The sequence below is a fragment of the Verrucosispora sp. WMMD573 genome, from assembly GCF_027497175.1.
Lineage (GTDB): Bacteria > Actinomycetota > Actinomycetes > Mycobacteriales > Micromonosporaceae > Micromonospora.
Genome location: NZ_CP114901.1, coordinates 5,747,643 through 5,765,975 on the forward strand (window position 1 = coordinate 5,747,643; position 18,333 = coordinate 5,765,975).

General features: G+C 70.3%; 13 protein-coding genes and 2 pseudogenes. 5 read left to right on the plus strand and 10 right to left on the minus strand.

Going from position 1 to position 18,333, the window contains the following annotated elements; genetic code table 11:
- Positions 1-237 precede the first annotated feature (237 nt).
- Genes O7601_RS26045 through O7601_RS26065 form a run of 5 tightly spaced genes read right to left on the minus strand, consistent with a single transcriptional unit; the run spans position 238 to position 5,317 of the window.
- Complete coding sequence (locus O7601_RS26045; RefSeq protein WP_281567041.1) at positions 238-1,200, minus strand: carbohydrate ABC transporter permease; 963 nt, start codon at positions 1,198-1,200, stop codon at positions 238-240.
- Positions 1,201-1,213: 13 nt separating this feature from the next.
- Positions 1,214-2,155 carry a sugar ABC transporter permease gene (locus tag O7601_RS26050; protein WP_281563709.1) on the minus strand — a complete coding sequence of 314 codons (942 nt, stop codon included), beginning with the start codon at positions 2,153-2,155 and terminating at the stop codon, positions 1,214-1,216.
- Positions 2,156-2,178: 23 nt separating this feature from the next.
- Positions 2,179-3,582 (minus strand): N-acetylglucosamine/diacetylchitobiose ABC transporter substrate-binding protein, encoded by a 1,404-nt coding sequence (ngcE, locus tag O7601_RS26055; RefSeq protein ID WP_281563710.1) that lies wholly within the window; start codon positions 3,580-3,582, stop codon positions 2,179-2,181.
- Positions 3,583-3,608: 26 nt separating this feature from the next.
- On the minus strand, positions 3,609-4,358 hold the full coding sequence (locus O7601_RS26060) for an SIS domain-containing protein (RefSeq protein ID WP_281563711.1): 750 nt from the start codon (positions 4,356-4,358) through the stop codon (positions 3,609-3,611).
- Positions 4,355-5,317 (minus strand): MurR/RpiR family transcriptional regulator, encoded by a 963-nt coding sequence (locus tag O7601_RS26065; RefSeq protein ID WP_093407330.1) that lies wholly within the window; start codon positions 5,315-5,317, stop codon positions 4,355-4,357. The genes O7601_RS26060 and O7601_RS26065 overlap by 4 nt, the downstream gene beginning before the upstream one ends.
- Positions 5,318-5,927: 610 nt before the next feature.
- Here O7601_RS26065 and O7601_RS26070 point away from each other — a divergent pair.
- From O7601_RS26070 to O7601_RS26085, 4 genes are read left to right on the plus strand one after another with little or no spacing between them, the layout of a single operon-like run.
- Positions 5,928-6,320 (plus strand): hypothetical protein, encoded by a 393-nt coding sequence (locus O7601_RS26070; RefSeq protein ID WP_281563712.1) that lies wholly within the window; start codon positions 5,928-5,930, stop codon positions 6,318-6,320.
- Complete coding sequence (locus O7601_RS26075) at positions 6,310-7,176, plus strand: pentapeptide repeat-containing protein (protein WP_281563713.1); 867 nt, start codon at positions 6,310-6,312, stop codon at positions 7,174-7,176. The genes O7601_RS26070 and O7601_RS26075 overlap by 11 nt, the downstream gene beginning before the upstream one ends.
- A 5-nt stretch (positions 7,177-7,181) precedes the next feature.
- A complete protein-coding gene (locus O7601_RS26080) occupies positions 7,182-10,166 on the plus strand; it encodes a trypsin-like peptidase domain-containing protein (protein WP_281563714.1) in 2,985 nt (994 codons plus the stop codon).
- A 38-nt stretch (positions 10,167-10,204) separates the two neighbouring features.
- A complete protein-coding gene (locus O7601_RS26085) occupies positions 10,205-11,569 on the plus strand; it encodes an acyltransferase (RefSeq protein ID WP_281563715.1) in 1,365 nt (454 codons plus the stop codon).
- On the opposite strand, the gene O7601_RS26090 is transcribed toward O7601_RS26085, so the two are convergent.
- The 3 genes from O7601_RS26090 to murD form a co-directional block, all read right to left on the minus strand.
- Complete coding sequence (locus tag O7601_RS26090; protein ID WP_281563716.1) at positions 11,541-12,299, minus strand: hypothetical protein; 759 nt, start codon at positions 12,297-12,299, stop codon at positions 11,541-11,543. The two genes, O7601_RS26085 and O7601_RS26090, sit on opposite strands and share 29 nt — an antisense overlap.
- A gap of 6 nt (positions 12,300-12,305) precedes the next feature.
- On the minus strand, positions 12,306-13,163 hold the full coding sequence (locus O7601_RS26095) for a hypothetical protein (protein WP_281563717.1): 858 nt from the start codon (positions 13,161-13,163) through the stop codon (positions 12,306-12,308).
- 152 nt (positions 13,164-13,315) lie between these two features.
- On the minus strand, positions 13,316-14,665 hold the full coding sequence (gene murD, locus O7601_RS26100; protein WP_281563718.1) for a UDP-N-acetylmuramoyl-L-alanine--D-glutamate ligase: 1,350 nt from the start codon (positions 14,663-14,665) through the stop codon (positions 13,316-13,318).
- A gap of 83 nt (positions 14,666-14,748) precedes the next feature.
- Here murD and O7601_RS26105 point away from each other — a divergent pair, with 83 nt between their 5' ends.
- A complete protein-coding gene (locus O7601_RS26105) occupies positions 14,749-16,104 on the plus strand; it encodes a hypothetical protein (protein ID WP_281563719.1) in 1,356 nt (451 codons plus the stop codon).
- A 107-nt stretch (positions 16,105-16,211) separates the two neighbouring features.
- Here the strand turns inward: O7601_RS26105 and O7601_RS29530 are convergent.
- Positions 16,212-17,339, minus strand: a pseudogene (locus tag O7601_RS29530) (helix-turn-helix domain-containing protein); the annotation flags it as partial.
- Between the two features lie 207 nt (positions 17,340-17,546).
- A pseudogene (locus tag O7601_RS29535) lies at positions 17,547-18,260 on the minus strand (PucR family transcriptional regulator ligand-binding domain-containing protein); the annotation flags it as partial.
- Positions 18,261-18,333: the final 73 nt, after the last annotated feature.

Sequence of the window (18,333 nt, forward strand, 5' to 3'; positions counted from 1 at the left end):
CAACTAAACCCATCAAGCAGACTATCCCGCGGTTGTCCATCGGGGATCTGGCCATGGCCCGCCGGCAGCTCCTCACCTTCAAGCACCTCGCCGAAGGTCGTCCCGGGGTGAGGTGAGACGTCCGCTGGGCCGGGCTGCCTCGACTGATGTGCCGCGCGCTCGGTCCGGGCCGTCGGACTCGGGTGGAGGCCGTTGGTTCCCGGACCGAGCACGTCCTGCGCGGCGGTGTCCCCGCGGTTACTTGCTGACGCCGGCGGTGAGGCCGGACTGCACCTGACGCTGAAAGACGATGTAGACGATGAGCACCGGCAGCATCGCCATGGTGACCCCGGCGAACAGGCCGGACCAGTCGGAGCGGTAGCCCTGGTTGACCGACAGCTCGATCAGGCCCTGGGAGATGACCTGGTTCTTCGGCTCCCCGGCCACCGACTGCATGAGCAGGGTCGGCAGGTACCACTGGTTCCACTGGCCGAGGACGTTGAAGATGCCGATGCTGATCAGGCCCGGCTTGGCCATCGGCAACATCACGCTGAAGAACAACCGGCTGTGCGACGCACCGTCGACCATGCCCGCCTCGGCGATCGCGTTGGGCAGGGTACGGAAGAACGAGTGCATGAAGAAGACGGTGAACGACAGCGACCAGGCCACGTAGACCAGGATCAGCATGAAGTGGCTGTTCGGGCCGAGGAACGGCAGCACCACGCCGGTGTTGTAGACACCCTTGAACAGCGGCACCGCGGCGAGGTAGATCGGCAGGGTCAGCCCGGACAGGAACATGTAGTAGATCAGCCGGTTGCCCCGGAACTCGTAACGGGCGAGCACGTAGGCGGCCATCGAGCCGAGCAGCATGGTGAGGAAGACACTGCCGGTCAGCACCAGGACGGTGTTGAGGAAGAACGACCCGATGTGCCCCTCGGTCCAGGCCCGGGCGAAGTTGCCCCACTGCAACTGCTCGGGGATCAACGACAGCGGCTTGCGGATGACCTCCGAGTCGGTCTTGAGCGCCGACATCACCACCCACAGCAGCGGGTAGACCACCATGATCGCCCAAACCGCGAGGAACAGGTGTGAGAAGCCGTTGAAGAACCGTGCCCCGGCCCGGCCGCCGCCGACGGCGGCGCGCGGTGCCGGCGTACGGTCCGGTGGTGGAGGCTGGTCGGGGCCGGCCAGGCCACCCGGGGTGTGGGTCACCGTGCTCATCGTCCAGGTCTCCTCAGTACTCGATCCGCTCACGACGGGTGATCCTCAGCTGGAGAGCGGCCAGCAGGATCGTGAAGATCGCCAGTGCCACGCCCATCGCGCAGGCGTAGCCGAACTGGCCCTTCTGGAAGGCGGTGAAGTTCAGCACCGACGCGAAGATCTCACTGGCGTGGTTGGGGCCACCCTGGCTGGGCGTCATGACGAACACCAGGGCGTACATGTCCAGGGCGATGAAGCCCAGGTAGACCCAGGCCACCGAGACGGTGTCCCGCAGCAGCGGCAGGGTGATCCGGAAGAAGGTGTGGAACCGGCCGGCGCCGTCGAGGATGGCCGCCTCGTAGACGTCCTTCGGGATGGACTGCATGGCCGCGGAGAAGAGCACCATGTAGAAGCCGGCGCCGCTCCAGACCGCGATCAGCAGCAGCCACCACAGCACCGCCGGTACGCCGAGGAAGGGCTCCGGGTCGTACATGAAGGTGATCGGGTCGTCCTCGCTGACCAGCCCGATCTTCATCAGCATGCCGTTGACCAGGCCCTGGCCGTCAGCGCGGTAGATCTGCTGCCACATCACCGCGATGACGACCAGGGACAGCACCTGCGGGAAGAAGAAGATCACCTTGTAGAGGCCGGAGCCGAACACTCCCCGGATGCCGGCCTTGTCCTCGCGTCCGCCCACGTTGAGCAGGAACGCGAGGAACAAAGCCAGCGCGATGGTGAACAGCGGCACGGTGATCAGGAAGAAGACGTTGTGCCAGAACGCCTTCCTGATCAGCTCGTCGGAGAACAGCCGGAGGTAGTTGTCCAGCCCGACGAACTGCTGCCTGTCGGAGTAACCTCCCCAGTCGGTCAGCGAGTACCCGGCCGCCTGGAGGAAGGGCCACACCACGTAGAAGAGGTACAGCCCGACCGGCAGGGCCAGGAAACCCGTGACGAAACGCGCAACACCGTGCCGCATGGGACTCACTCTTTCCGTTCGGATCAGGCGTCGCGGGTCTGCTTGGTGATCGACGAGTCCTGGGCGACCTTGTCGGCGGCGGCCTGCATCTTGTCGACGAACTGCGCGGCGGTCAGCCGGCCGGCCATCAACTCGGCGGACAGGTTCTGGCTCTCCTTGTCCAGGTCGGCGTAGAAGTTCCAGAGCTTGATCGAGATGAGGTCCGAGCTGGCGTTCTTCATCAGCTCGTTGGCGCTGGCGAGGGCGGCGTCCTGGACGTTGTCACCGGAGCCCTTGGTCGAGGCCAGGGACTTGGTCAGCTCGGCGAACTTCGCCGAGCCGGCCTTGGAGAGCACCGCGCGCAGGAACTCCTTGGCCGCGGCCTTGTTCGGCGCCTTGGCCGGAACGACGATGCCCTCGCCGGCACCGGCGTAGACGTCGTTGGGCGCCTTGTCGGTGGCGCCCAGGCCCCAGTAGTCGGAGATCTTCATCTCGAAGCCCGGCGGAATGGTCGCCGCCATCTCGTTCTTCAGCCAGGTGCCGACCTGGATGAAGGCCGCCTTGCCGTCGAGCCAGGCCTGCTGCGACTGGGTGTGGTCGAGCTTGCCGGGCAGCAGCAGCTTGTCCTTGACCAGCTTCTCCCACGCCTCCAGGGCCGGCAGCACACCCTCGGCCCGCCAGGCGTTCTCCTTGAGGTTGTCGATGTCGATGACGGCCTGCTTGCCGGCGGACTTCCAGACCGTCGCCATCAGCGCCCAGCGCGGGTAGTAGCCGTGCACGGCGTCGTACACGTACGGGGCCATGCCCTTGGCCTTGATCTTCGGAGCGAGGGCGAAGAACTCCTCGAAGGTCTTCGGCGGCGTCCAGCCCTCCTTGTCGAACAGCACCGAGTTGTACCAGTTGCCCCAGACCGTGTAGGCCACGTTCACCACGAAGAACTTGCCCTGGTAGGTGCCGTCACCGACGGTGCCCGGCAGCAGCGTGTCGGCCACCGTGCCCTCGCTGTCCCAGGCCGGTGCCGCCAGCAGGTCGTCCAGCGGCTCGATGGCGCCCTCGTTGACCAGGGTGCTGATGTCCATCATGTCGGCGCCGGAGTTCATGACGACGTCGCTGGGCTGCGTCGCCATCTTCGGCTGCTCTTCGGTCTTGATCTTCTGGGTGGAGCTCATGTTGACGGTGACGTTCGGGTACTTGGCGTTGAAGATCGCCTGGTCCTCCTTGGCCCAGGCGTCACCCAACCCACCGTTGAAGATGACCACCTTCACGGCGCTGCCGTCCTGCACGCCGAAGGGGTTGTCGTTGCTCTTCTCCCCGGCGCTGTCGTCGTTCTGGCTCGGCGTGCTGCCGGCGCAGGCGCTGAGCAGACCGGCGGCCGGGGTCACCAGGAGGCCCGCGGCCGCCGCGCGGCGCAGCAGGGTCCGGCGGTCGAGATCGGGGGTAACGGACATCGTGTGACTCTCCTTGTGATGTCGGGTCAGGCGGTGCGCCGGAGTCGCCCGGCGTACCGCGACTCGAGGGCGAGGTTGTGCTCGTCCCCACCGGGGACGTTGGCGGAGAGGTAGATAGGGGGTACCTCTCCGGCCTGGTGGAACCGTCGTACGACCTCCGCGGTCAGCAGCTGCGCCAGCAGCGCCGAGGTGACCGAGGAGACCGCACAGACCGCGCCGCCGCCCTCGAGCGGCAGCAGTGCGTCGCCGTACGGTGCGCCGTTGTCCAGCACCACGTCGGCGAGATCGACGAGCCGCCGGCCGGACGGGTGCCGCGGGGCCACCCGTCCGGTGTGCTCGACCGAGGTGACCGCGATCAGCGGGTGACCGCGTTCGGTGGCCAGCAACGCCAGTTCGACCACCGAACCGTTGATGCCGGACTGGGAAGCCACCACGAAGACGTCCTGCGGCTGGGGTGCGGCGATCGCGTAGAGCTGATGCGCGACGGCCGGGTCACGTTCCAGCTTCGGGTCGGCCAGCACCTGATGCGAGACGCCGCCGTGCAGCACCAGATCGTGCAGAGAGATCCGGTTGGTGGGTACCAGCCCACCGGCCCGGGCGACCAGTTCGGCGGCGAAGGCTTCCGAGTGTCCGGCGCCGAACGCCTGCAACACCCCACCGTCGCGCAGGCTGGCGGCGATCAGATCGGCGGCCCGGCCCAGCGACTCGGAACCCCGCTCGACCAGCCGGTCGAGGACCGGCCGGACGGCTTCGGCGTACCCCTGGGCGCTGATCATGCGCTGGCCTCCCTCGCGGCCTTGTGCCCGTCGACGGCCTGGGCGGTGCGCCGGAAGGCCGCGTGGGCGCGGTCGTGGGTGCGCTGGGCGACCGCGATGTAGAGCAGGTCGAGGACGACCAGTTGGGGGTGCCGGGCCGACAGCGCGTCCGGCCGGAACGTGGTGGCCTGGCTGGCGGTGAGCAGCACGATGTCGGCCAGTTCGGCCAGCGGCGACCGGCGGAATCCGGTAAGCGCGATGGTGGTGGCACCGCGGCTGCCGCCCTCGGCGAGCATCTCGATGGCCTCGCGGGTCTGGCCGCTGTGCGAGATGCCCAACGCGACGTCGCCGGGACGCAACAGCGCGGCGGCGGCCAGCCCCGAGTGCACGTCGTTCCAGGCCCACGCGGCCACACCGATGCGGTGCAGGCTGAACTGCATCTCCTCGCCGACGAGCGCGCTGCCGCTGGCGCCGAAGATGTTCACCCGCTCGGCACCGGCGATGGCGACGGCAGCCCGCTCCACCTCGGTCAGGTCGAGCAGGGCGGCGGTGTCGTGCATGGCCCGGGTGTCGGCGGCCATGATCTGCTCCAGCACCCGCTCCAGCGGGTCGCCGGGCTGGATCTCCCGGCCGATGTCGACGGTCCAGCCGGCCGAGCGCGCCCGACCGGTCTCGGCGGCGATGCCCAGCCGCAGGTCGGCGTAGCCGTCGAAGCCCATCGCCCGGCAGAACCGGGTGACCGTGGCCGGCGAGGTGCCGCTGCGTTCGGCCAGCTCGACGATGGTGGCGCGAGCCGCCGCCTCCGGGTCGCTGAGCACGTGTTCGGCGACCCGCCGCAGCGCGCCGGTCAGTTCGGCAGCACCGGTGCGGACCCGGGCCAGCGTCCCGTCGGAGGCAACGCCGAGGGCGCCCCGGCGGTCGACCCCATCGACGTCGGCCACCGCGGTGCCCGCGGAGGTGTCCGCCTCGTGATCAACCATGGGACGCCTTTCGGAAAAGACTGTTAACTGTTAGTGGTAAAAGTTCTTACTGAAGGCCCCTCCATGTCAAGACTGTGGGCGAAGTTTTCAAACTGTTACCTGGGACACCAGTGCTGCCGCGACCGCGAGCGCGCCCCCCGGAAGCCGCCGCGACCAGCACGAACACGTCTCGATCAAGAAGATGAGGGCGGCGTCCGGCACGCCGCCGGCCAGCTCCGGACACGCGAAGACCCCCCGATGCTGGCCGGCGGCACTGACCTTCCGGTCGGCGGCACCGCCGACGCGACGCGGCCTCCCGCCCGAAGCCTGCCCGACACGCCGGCCGGGCCTGCCGGGCGTGCCCGCGCCGGCCGCCCACCCGGCGCGTATGCCCGCCGGGTGGCGCTGACGCATCGAGTTGTTGCCGCTTATCGATATTTGCTCGTCGATTGAGTCGTCAATGGCTAGCAGAATCCATCCGATCCGTCCCAGGAAAGTCGCATTCCCGACTCGCCGATTCGCCTCCCTTCGTAAGGTCACCGTCGATACCCCTACCGGTGGATTCGTTGCCCTGGCCGGTCCGTTAACGTGCAGTCGTAAGCAGCTACCAGCCGAAGTCCATGTTGGAGGTGTGGTGCCGGATATCCCACTGACCGACGCACTGGCCGCGCTCATTCGGGACCTGCAACGATCGACCGTCGGCACTGCCGACGACGGCGTCGAGGTGGAACTCAACCTGGTCACCCGAGAAAATGACAACGAAGTAGCGTGGCATATCGCGCCAGTCCAGGACTCCCACGCACATCGCATCCGATTGACCGTCTATCCATGGCGGCAGCCACGGCACCCTTCAGTTCCCGAGCACCGGCAGCCCAGGGACCTCGCGCCAAGACCCACCGACCGGATAAGGCGTGGCGTGGACGAGACCGAGGTGGGCCTCGACCCGAGCCGGATCGGCAGCGCCCAGCTGCCGCCGATCGTCCGCCCGAAGCCCGGTCTGGACATCGAACGCGATGATCACTGACGAGGACGCCACCGGCAGCACCGACGCCCTGGAGAGAGGCAACGACCGCATCCGTGACGCGGCCAAGTGGCTGGTTGCCAGCGCCGCAGCGGTGGGTGCGGCAATGCTGGCCGGCAGCCAACTGTCGAGCATCGGCGAACTTCCACTCGGCGTGCCCGACTCCGTCGACAACGCCCGGTTGTGGGTCGCGGTGGCGGGCGCGGTCGCCGGGCTCTCCACGGTGGTGTACGCCATCTGGACCGCCGTGCAGATTCTGCTCCCGAAACTGGTGCTGGTCAGCGACCTGGCCGAGGCTTGGACGCAACGGAGATCCGCGTTGACGACGGTCGTGGAGCACTTCCGGCGCAACCCAAAGTACCTACAGGGCTTCGCCACGCCGGCCGACATAATCGCCGCCCGCGAGGACCTTGTTGCCGCGCAACGCGAGCCGGAGACCGGTGACGAGGTACGCACGCGGCTGGCGGCCGGCATCGCCGATCTCGACGAACGAATCACCGCGATCGAGGACACCGCCACCCACGAGGCGCTGAAGAGCCAGTTCCGGCACGCCCTGCGCAAACTGATGCTGGCCACCGCCGTCACCGCCGTCGGCATCGTGACCTTCGCCTGGGCCGCCAACCCGCCGGCCGCCCAGCCCACCGCCGACCTGCGCAACGCCCGTTTCGTCGACGCGTACCTGCGGGACGCCGATCTGCGCAACGCCAAGCTCGACCACGCCGACTTCAGCAACGCGGACCTGACCGGCGCGGACCTGACCGGCGCTTCGATCGGCGGGGTCGTCTGGCGGAACACGATCTGCCCCGACGGCACCAACAGCGACGACAACCGCCACACCTGCGCCGGCCACCTCTCGTGACGGGATTGGAGCCGCACGTCCAGCAGGTGGTCAAGGTACGCGGCAGGCTGCTCGGCTCCGGGTACGCCGTCGGGGAGGACCTGGTGCTCACCGCCGGGCACGTCGTGGGCGCACGCGGGGAGCCGACCTGGGTCTCCCGCAGTGACAGCCCCACCGAACCGGAGCACCGGGCGACGGTGATCTGGCGCGGCGACGACCTCGACGCCGACGCGGCCCTGATCCGGATGGACGTGCCGCTGTGGTCCCGCGAGCAGACTCGTATCCGCTACGGCGAGCTGCGCGGACATCGGCCGGTGCCCTGTCTCACCGTCGGGTATCCCTGGGTCCGGGTCGGGCACGACGGCCGCCACCTCGACGAGCTGCCCGGGCAGGTCATGCCCAGCCTCGGCTTCGAGGACCACCGGTACGCCCTGGACTCCACCCGGATCGCGCCGCTGCCGCCGCAGCCGCAGCGCGACGACAGCGGTGCGGTGATACGCGACGACTCCGGCACTCCGGTGTTGGAGCCGAATCCGCACAGCGGTTACTCGGGTGCCCCGCTGCTGACCGCAGGCGATCGGCAACTCCTGCTCGGTGTCATGGTGGCGGTGCCGTCCCGGTACGGTCCTGGCCGGCTGGACGCGGTACGCATCACCCGGCTGCTCGCCGACCCCGCCTTCGCCGGCCTGGTCGGCACCTCGCTCGACCAGGTCGAACGGGAACCACCGCAGCTGCTGCCGACCGGAATCGTCGAACACGCAGCGGCGTTGACCGAGCTGGCCGACAACCTGCGCGACGACCGACTGCCATACGTGTCGCCCGCCGACAGCGACGCCGCCACCCATCCCGTACAGCTGCTGAAGCGCCTCGACGAGCAGGCCGGCCAGTCCGGGCTGCTGCTGGTCGGTCAGGCCGGAATCGGCAAGACCCGCACCTGCCTGGAGGTCGCCGGCCGTGCGGTCGACGAGGGTTGGCGGGTGCTGCACGTACGCCCGGGTGAACCGTTGGTCACCACCGAGCAGCTGATCGAGGTGGTGACCGGCTGCACCGACGAACGCCTGCTGATCATCATCGACTACCTGAACCTCAGCGCCCTGGACTACCCGGCGATCCGGTACCGACTGCTGCCTGCCGCGCGCGCCCGAGGCATCCGGCTGGCCCTGCTCGGATCGGCCCGGCCCGGCTGGTTACACCAGAAGGACAACACCCCACTCACCGAGGTGTTCAAACCTGTCGAGTTGCGACCCGACGACGCGCACCTCGACCGCATCCGGCACCAGGTCGTCACCGCGCTGGCCCCCAGGGCGCGGACGATCCTCGGCGCGGAACGGCTGTTGCAGTTGTGCGGCCGACGACCGGTCATCGCCACCCTGATCGCCGCCGCGGCCGAGGCACAGGCGGATCGGGGGCGGCTGTCGACGGCGATCGGCGACCTGCGGCCGGAGAACCTCCTGGACTGGTTGGTCCGCCGGCTCAACGAGGACGACCTGCTGCATCACGCCGAACGGCTGGACGACGAGCGCGACCCCGACCTGCGGCTCCAGGTCTACGCCGCGATGGCCGCCGCCACCCCTCAACCACGTCCCGCCCTGGTCTCCTGCGGCGGCCGGGTCGAGCACAGCGACGAGTCGCGCGCCGAGCACCTACTCGACGTCCTGCTCGCGATGGGCTGGCTGATCCACACGCCGGACGGCCTGGCGCCGGTGCACGACATCGTGGTCGACCAGTTGCTGGAGCACACCACCGTGCGGGCCGGCCTCGACACGGTCCGCACCAAGGTCGCCGACCGGATCCTCGACGCGTGCCTGACCAGTGCCCGCACCATCGGCCGGTACGCCATCAACCTGGACCGGCTGCTGCGTGACATGGCCCTCCAGCACCGCGACGGGCCGCTCGCCGGGCACTGCACGGCCTGGCTGGCCGCCAACGCGAACGCGGCCGGCGTGCTGCTGGCCAGCCAGCGTGACGAGGGCGCCTACGCCCTCGGCTCGGTGCTGGACAACTCCGCGTGGGCGCAGACACTGTTCCAGCACTGGCCGCAACTCGGGGAGCCCTGGCTGACCGAGCACGGAAAATCACTGCCGGCGCGCCACATCCTCTACAAGGGACTGCGTACCGTCGCCACGCCGCAGGCCGCCCTCCTGATCGACATGGCGTCCGTCTGGCTGGCGCTGCATCGAACGGCGCTGGAGGCCAGCTTCGTCATCTCAACCTTGCTGAGCCGTACCGACCTGCGACCGGAGGATGCCGGTCACGGTATCGAAGCCGCCCTGGCCTGGCTTCAACAGAACGGCGACACGATCGACGCCGGATTCGTCCTGTCGCCGTTGCTGGCCGTGAGGAAGCTGACCGACCTGCCGCAGTGGCTGTCGCCGCTCATCGACCGCTGGGCGGACAAACACCGGTCAGCGCCGCACGTCGTTTTTGTCAGCAAGCAGCTCACCCGGCAGAAAGCCCTGACCGAGACCACTGCGGACGTGGTGTTGCAGTGGGCCGCCACGCACCCGGAGGATGTCGACATCCCGTGGCGCCTGACCGGTATCGCCGCAAGTATCGATCGCTATCCGAACTTGACCGCTCGGCTAGTGCGCTCGGTCGAGGTCTATCTGGACGCGGTCGAGCACGAGACGGCGGAGGTGATGAACGGGCAGGGTCAACTGGACGGCCTGATCCAAGCGCTCTGCCGACGTCGTTCACTGCGCTGCGGCCTCGCCGGGGCCCGCCTCGACGACATCATTCTCCGCTGGCTGGCCCATCCGGCCGCGCTGAACCCGAACTGCCCGGAAGACAGTTACTTCAGTGAGGCAGCGCGTCGCGTCCAATCGCTGGTCTGGGCAGGGCGATTCAGCCACCAGGGCGCGGTCGACGTGCTGGCCCGACTCCACCACTGGATTTCCCGGTGGCGGGTCGCCGAGCCGCACATCCACCTGCGCGACGTAGCGCTGCGGGAGACGGCGGCGCTGCTCGCCGCGCTGACGGCCCCGGCAGCAGCACAGCAGTTGGTGGAATAGTCCCGACGGCGCGGCTTTCGTCGGCATACTTTCGGACTATGCGCCGCCTGGCCCGCCTCGCCGCCCGTACGCCGGCGGACCGGGAGCGTTACCTCGACCTGCTCCGGGCGCTGGCGATCGTGCTGGTGGTCCTCGGCCACTGGGCGATAGCGGCGGTCGAGTACGACCAGAGCGGCCGACCCGACGGGCACTCGGCACTTACCACCCTGCCCTGGGCGTACCCGCTGACCTGGGCGGTCCAGGTCATGCCGGTCTTCTTCCTGGTCGGCGGATACGCCAACGCCGCCTCGCTGGCCGCCCACCAGAGCCGTGGCGGCGATGCGATCGGATGGCTGCTGGGCCGCAGCGCCCGCCTGCTTCGCCCGACCAGCGCCCTGGTGCTGGTACTCGCCGGTGGCGCGCTGGTGGCCCGCCTGGGTGGTGTTCAGCCGGCCGAGGTTCGCCCCGTCGTCTGGTTCGCCACCATCCCGCTGTGGTTCCTCGCCGCCTACCTGGCCGTGGTGCCGCTGACCCCGGTCATGTACGCGCTGCACCGGCGCCTCGGGCTGTTGGTGCCGCTGGCCCTGGTGGTACTTGTCGCCGCCGGCGACCTGGGCCGTGCGCTGGGGCCGGCCAACCTGGCCCTGCCCAACTACCTGCTGGGCTGGCTCGCCGTCCACCAGCTCGGCTTCGCCTGGTACGACGCCCGCCGGGGGCACTGCCGTCAGCCCGGACTGCGTACCCGGTGCCTGCCGATGTCCCGCCGGGCCGCGAGTGCGATGCTGCTCGGCGGTCTCGCCGTGGCGGTCCTGCTCACCGGCCCTGGGCCGTACCCGACAAGCATGATCAATGTGCCCGGTCAGCGACTGGCCAACGCCGCCCCACCCAGCGTGGCCCTACTCGCGGTCGCCACCGCTCAGCTCGGGCTGATCCTGCTGCTGCGGGACCGGGCGGAACGGTGGCTGCACCGTGACCGTCCGTGGCAGGCGGTGATCGCCGTCAACTCGGTCGTGCTGACGGTCTTCCTGTGGCACCTGAGCGCGGCCGTGCTGCTGGTCGGCGCGCTGCACGGGCTCGGCCTGCTGCCCACGCCGGAAGCCGGTACGGCGGCCTGGCTGGCCTGGCGGCTGCCGTGGGTAGTGATGCTGGCGGTGGTGCTGGCAGTCCTGGTCGCCATCTTCGGTCCGATCGAGGCGTCCACCGGTCGTCCCCGGCACCTGAGAGCGCCGGCCAGGTGGGCGGGTGCCCGCGCCGCACTCACCGTCGCCGGATTCGCCGCCGTCGGGTACGCCCTGGCGGCAAACGGCGCGGCGGCCAAGACCGCGGCGGAGCCGCTCGGCTGGCCGGTGGAGGCGCTGGTGGCCTACCTGGCCGGCGCGGGCACGCTGCGCCTGCTCAGGTCCGGGTGGGGCAGCCGAGATTGACCGGGTGGCGTCTTCCGTGGCACCAGGCGGGAAGGTGCAGCGCCACCGCGACCAGCGCGAACCCGGCCCAGCCGGCGACCAGCGCCACCACGACCGAGACATCCTGGCCCAGGCGGACCCCGACCAGGAACCCGATAAGCGCCAGGCTGTTGCGGGCGAAGTGCCGGCAGAAGGCCGGCAGGTCCCGCCGCACCTCGACCGCCACCAGCACGCCGGCGTACGGGAACGTCACCACCAGCCCCCGCAGCACCTGGCCGAGCAGCCCGGTCAGCGCCGCACCGGCGAGGACCAGCAGCAGCCGGGCCGCCACCGACAACCGCGCCGGTCCAGCCGGATCGGCCGGATCGGCCGGCTGATCGGGCCCCGGTAGACGGTGCAACACCAGCATGGCGAGCAGCCAGAGGGACACCGTGGCGGCCAGCGTCGGCCCGAACGGCAGCGCGAACGGACGCAGCACCACCGCGAGCGCCAGGTAGCCGGCGACACCAGCCAGATCGGCCAGCAGGATCGGCAAACGGAACCGGTGATGCGCCAGCGCCACGACACCGAAGAACAGGTTGAGCCCCACCACCCCGACGAGTTGGCTGCCGTCGACCGGATGACCGGTGGCCAGCAGCGCGGCGGTCATGGGCAGCGGCAGCGCGGCCACGAGGGCCCGCCACCGGACCGGACGGATCAGGGTCACCGCCCAGACCACCGCGGTCACCAGCAGTACGCCCTGGGCGGTCATCCTTCGTCAGGTGTCGAAGGTCGCTCGGCTGAGGCACGCCTGGAACGTCTCGCCGGCCCGGGCGAGGTCGGCGGCGTTGACCGAGAACCGGTTCTCGTTGATCTCGCCGTGCGCGCTCATGCCGGCCGTCCAGCACGCGGTGCCATCCCAGCGGATCAGGTTGACGTGCAGGTCGGCCGGGACCGCAGCGGTCGAGAGCAGACCCACCCGTACGCCCGCTCGGCGCTGCGTCGCCACCAGCTCCGCCAGTTCGTCGGAGAACTCGGTGTAGGTGAAGATCCGGGTGATGTCTACGCCACGGGCCAGCGCCGCGAGATTCTCCGCCCAGTACCGCCGGCCGATGTCGCCGCGCCACCAGGCCAGCCGGGGCAGCACGTTGGTCAGCGCCTCCAACTGTCGTACGCAGTCCCGGGTGGCGCCGAGCATGTCCTGGTAGTCCTCCCCGGGCCGGATGATGCGTCCCTGCCGGAGCTGCGCGAGGTCGGCGTGGAACCGCTCGAACCGGCGCTGGGTCTCCTCGGCGACCCGGGTGCCCGGATGGCGGTCGACCGCCTCGGTCGCGGCGGTGGCGAATTCCGGTACCGCCCGGACCAGCCAGTGCGGGCCGGCCAGCAACGCGCGCAGTTGGAACCGACGCTCGGCCCGCGCCATGGAGTCCACCAGCAACGAGATGGTGATGCCCATCAGACCGGCCAGCAACGACTCCACGCCGGTGGCCGCGCCGGTCAGGTCCAGCGTCACAGAGAGCGAGATCGACAGGGCGACACCGATCAGGGCGACCGGGTCGGTGTGCGCCATCAGCCGCGCGACGCCGACCGCGCGCCCACGCCGACCGGTACCTGGGCGGCGCAGCAGCTGAACCATCAACCACCTCCGGGAACCGACTCCCGTCAGCGTAAAACCCCCCAACCACCCCCATCCGTCCCCCGGACCCTCGCCGTGATCATGAAGTAATTGCCAGAGGATCGGACAAAAGGTGGCAACAACTTCATGATCAACGAGGGTAGGGCGGGTTATCAGGCGGGGGCGGTGGTGCGGATGGCTTCGGCGAAGACCTGGGAGCGGTGTTCGAAGTTGCGGAAGCGGCCGTAGCTGGGGGCGGCGGGCGAGAGCAGCACCACTCCCCCGGCCGGGGTCACCTGCCGGGCCAACTGCACCGCGTCGGTGAGGTCGTCGACCAGTTCGGTGCGTACCTTCGGCAGCCCGTCGAGCGTCCCGATGATCCGCGGACCACTGTCCGGGATGCCGATCACGGTCAGTTCCCGCTCGGCCAGGTGCTCGCGCAGCGGGGTGTAGTCGACCCCCCGGTCGTTACCCCCGACGATCACGGTCAGCGGCCGCCCGTCGTACGCGTCGATGGCGTGAATCGCCGCGTACGGGCTGGTGGCGAGGGTGTCGTCGACGAAGGTCAGGCCGGACGGGTCGGCGATCTCGGTCAGCCGGTGGGCCAGTCCCTGGAACTCGGCGACCGCCACGGCCAGGGCGTCCTTACGGTCGACCAGATCGACGCCCAACGCGTCGAGCACGGCAAGAGCCACGCAGAGGTTGCCCTCGTTGTGCCGACCGACGAGCGGCAGCACCGCCCGTGGGAAAAGCGGCTGGTCGACCCGGTGGAACCAGGGGGTACCGTCCGGGCCGGTGGCGACGTTCACCGAGTCGGCGGTGCCGGCGCGTACCGCCGCGCGGTCGCCCAACTCGAACGCCAGCCGGGGGTCCGCGCCGTTGACCACGACGGTGCGTGGCCCGTACGCGAGGAGGTTGAGCTTGTCCCGGTAGTACTCCCGTTCCCCGCCGTGCGCGTCGAGATGCTCGGGGAACAGGGCGGTGACCACCGCCACCCGGGGCGAGTCGGTCAGGTCGCTGCACTGGTAGCTGGACAGCTCCAACACGTACAGCTCCGCCTCCGGCAGGTCCAGCGTCGGTACGCCGATGTTGCCGCCGAAGACGTTCGGCCGGTCGACCGCGGTCAGCAGGTGGCTGATCAGGCTGGACGTGGTGCTCTTGCCCTTGCTGCCGGTCACCCCGATGGTGCGGTCGCCGTGGTCGGCCATCCAGAGCGAGGTGCCCTGGGTGACCGTCGCGCCCTGGCGGCGCAGTTCCATCAGCCAGGGATGCGTCTGCGGTACGCCCGGCGAACGGACCACCACCTCGGCGGCGGCCAGCCGGGCAAAGCCCTCGTCGCCGGTGACCAGTGGGGCGGCCTCCGCCAGCGGCCCGTCCCAGGGCAGGGAGAGGAAGTTCGCGCTGTCGTCGACGGCGACGAGGTCGGCCGGGCCGTGGGCGGCGATGGCCGTCACCGCCGCCCGGCCCTCCCGGCCGGCCCCCCAGACGGCGACTTTACGTCCGCGCAGGTCAGACAGGCGCACAGGATCTCCTCGGGTACGACGGCGGTAGGGCACGGTCCGGCCGAGCCGGGCACGACCGGACGAACCAGGGCCTAGTATGGCGTGTGCTCAACACGCAGCTGGCGCGGATGGACGCGTTCACCTTCCCGTCCTACTCGATCGACCTGTCCACCGGCGAGGCGTTGCTCGACTATGCCCTGACCGGACCTGACGGCGAGCAACGGTTCACCGAGGTGGTCACGTTGCCGGTGCCGGCGGAGTCTCCGTCGGACGCCGCCGTGGCGGCGCTGGGCCGGGTGCTGGAGCTGCTGCACGTGGTGGCCGGGGTCAGCTACTACAAGACGGCCGCGCCGGGGCAGCTGGTGCTGCCGGCGCCGCTCGGCCCGGCCGCCGTCGAGTTCGTCACGGCCGTCTACACCAAGGGCCTCGCCGAGTACGCGTACCGAAACCAACTGCCGCACGTGCTGGAGCTGACCCCGCGCGTGCCGGACGGACGGGTCAGGCCGGCAGCCGAGTACGACAACTCCGACCGGCGTCCGCTGTCGGCGGTCGGCGGCGGCAAGGACTCGATCGTCAGCCTCGAGGCGCTGCGTCGGGCCGGCCTCGACCCGGTGCCCTTCTCGGTCAACCCGAACCACGTGATCAACGCGGTGAACGCGGCGTCGGGGCTGCCCGCTCTCGCGGCTCGGCGGCGCATCGACCCGGTGCTGTTCGAGCTGAACGCGGCCGGTGCCCGCAACGGCCACATCCCGGTCACCGCGATCAACTCGCTGATCGCGGTCGCCACGGCGGTGCTGCACGGCCTGGGCCCGGTGGTGATGTCCAACGAGCGCTCGGCGTCGGACCCGAACCTGATCTGGAACGATCACGAGATCAACCACCAGTGGTCCAAGGGCGTCGAGGCCGAGGGGCTGCTGCGGGCCGCGCTCGCGGAGCACGCCGGGCTGGCCGAACCGTACTTCTCGCTGCTGCGCCCGCTGTCCGAGCTGCACATCGCCCGGCTGTTCGCCGGCATCGACCGCTACGACGACGTGGTCACCAGCTGCAACGCCGCGTTCAAGCTCCGCGACGCCAGCGAGCGGTGGTGCCGCGACTGCCCCAAGTGCCGCTTCGTCTTCCTGGCCCTGGCTCCGTTCATGCCCCGTGAGCGGATCACCCACATCTTCGGCGGCGACCTGCTCGCCGATCCCGCGCAGATTCCCGGCTACCGCGAGCTACTCGGCATCGACGGGCACAAGCCGTTCGAGTGCGTCGGCGAGGTGGAGGAGTCGGTGGTCGCGCTGAGCCTGCTCGCCCAGCAGCCCGACTGGCGAGACACCCCCGTCGTGACCGCCCTCGTCGCCGCCGTCCCCGAGCAGGCGTGGTCCACCGCCGCCTCCTCCGACACCTTCACCCCCGCCGCCGCCAACCACCACATCCCCCCCACCTACCAGAAAACTCTCCAAACCCTCACCCCCTAACACCCCACCCGTCGGCGTTGATCAAGAAGTTGTGGTCCTCAGGGGATCGGAAATGACGCAAACTTCTTGATCAACACGCGCTGAAGGAAGGCGGCGAGGGTGGAGTGTCAGGGAGTGCGGATGGCGTCCAGCGCCAGCAGGGCTACGTGGAGGGAGAGGCAGGCGTCGACCGAGTCGAGGTCGACATCGAGGATCCGCCCGATCCGGGCCAGCCGCTCGTACAACGCAGGGCGGGACAGGTGCGCGGCCACCGCCGCCGCAGACTTGTTCCGGCCCTGCTCCAGGTAGGCGCGCAGGGTCCCGAGCAACTGCTCCCGGGGATGCTGCGCGTCGTACGCCAGGAGTGCGCCGAGCTGCCGTTCGACGAAGGTCTGCACCCGGGGCTCGTCCCGCAACAGGTGTAGCAGTCCGGCCAGTCCCACGTGCGGCAGCCGAAAGATCGGCAGGTCACGCCGGTCCCGTCTGGCGGCATCGGCGATCTGACGGGCCTCGATCAGTGACCGGCGTGCCTCCCGCAGACTGCCCACGCCGGACCCGGCGGCGATCAGCAGCCCGGCGACGGACCGTCGGCCGACAGTCGGTGCCAGCGCGTCATCGGAACGACTGAACGCTCCGGAGCGCCTCAGCGGGTCAGCCCGCCCCGACAGGTCAGCACCCCCCGACGGGTCAGCGCGACCTGGCGGGCCGGTCCGACCTGGCGGGTCGGTACGCCCGGACGGGTCGGGGCGGGACCGGCGCAGCGCGGCGGCGAAGGCGGCCAGCGCCCGATCCTCCGCAGCCGGGTCGGGCAGGGCGAGCAGGACTCCCACGGTCTGGTCGTCCAGAGCACTGGTGAGCCCGGTCAGACCGGCCTCGCGCAGCGCCTGTCCGACGGCCTCGGCGAGGTCGCGCAACCGAGCGGGCCCGGCATCCGGGGCATTGTCGAGCGCCTCGGGGTGTCCCGGCTCGGTCAGCGGCCAACTGCCCGGCGCTTTGCGGTGGCGCGCGGCGTCCTCGCCGCCGTCGTCGGTACGGTGACGGACCACCACGCCGATGAGCTGACGGCGCTCCAGCACCACGCCGAGGGCCCGCGCCCGCAGGGCCACCTCGTCCACCGGCCATGAGTGGTCGAGCAGGGCGGTGAGCAGGGTCCGGTGCAGCTGGCGTTCCAGCCCCTCGGCGTCGCGTCGGATCAGCCGGCCGAGGGCGAGCGTTGAGGCCGCCCGCTCCACCAGAATGGTGAGCCTGGTCGGCGGCGCCGATAACGGACCGTCACCTCCGGCCGGAACCGCGTCGGCCCGCCCACCGGCCGACGCCGAAGCCGACCGCGAACCAGCCGACGCCGAGGCCGACCGCGAACCGGTCGGGAAAGAGGCAGACCGACCACCAGCCGACACCGGAGCGGAGCGACCATCGGCCGGTGCCGGCAACGGCTGCCCGCCGGCCAGGTCGCCGCCGGGCGGCCAGCGCAGCAGCAGCCGTCCCCAGTCCTGACCCCGGGCACCCACCATGGTGACCAGCCAGCCCCGGTCCGGGTCGTACGCCGTGCGGCCCTCGGGCCGGATCCGCCGTGAGTGCTGTTCCCACCCGTCCAGCAGCAGCTCGGCGCTCTCCCCCGCCGGGTCGTACGCCAGCACCTGGCGGGACAGGTTCTCCAACACCACCGGGCAGCCGGACAGCTCGGCCGCCTGCCGGACCACCTCGCCGGGGTCTGCCCCCTCCACCGAAAGTTCGGTGAACCGCTGGTGGATCTCCTCGGTGGCCCGCAGCTCGGTCAGCTGGGCGTCCACGATCAGGGCGTGCACCGCCTCGGTGATCCGTACGAACGGGGTGGCCCGGCGCAGCTCCACCAGCGGCAGCCCGTGGCGTTCGGCGGCGGCCACCATCACCCGGGGTACGCCGTCGTGGTAGCGCCGCCCCAACTCGACCACCAGCCCGGAGACGCCGACGCCGGCCAGATCACCGATGAAGGCCCGCAGCCCGGCGTCGTCGCCGGGCAGCCCGATACCCGTGGTGAGCACCAACTCGCCGCCGCCGAGCAGGGTGGCGATGTCCGGCACCTCGGCGACGTGCACCCAACGCACCCGACGGTCCAGCCCGACTTCCCCCGCGACCAGGCGCGGCGCGCCATGGCGGACCGGGTCCAGGGCGAGGACCTCACGCACGGTAGGGAACACCCGCGACACGCTACCGTCCGTGACCTGAGGGAGTGCTCGACGGTGCCGCAACAGCTGCCGAGTCACTCGCTTG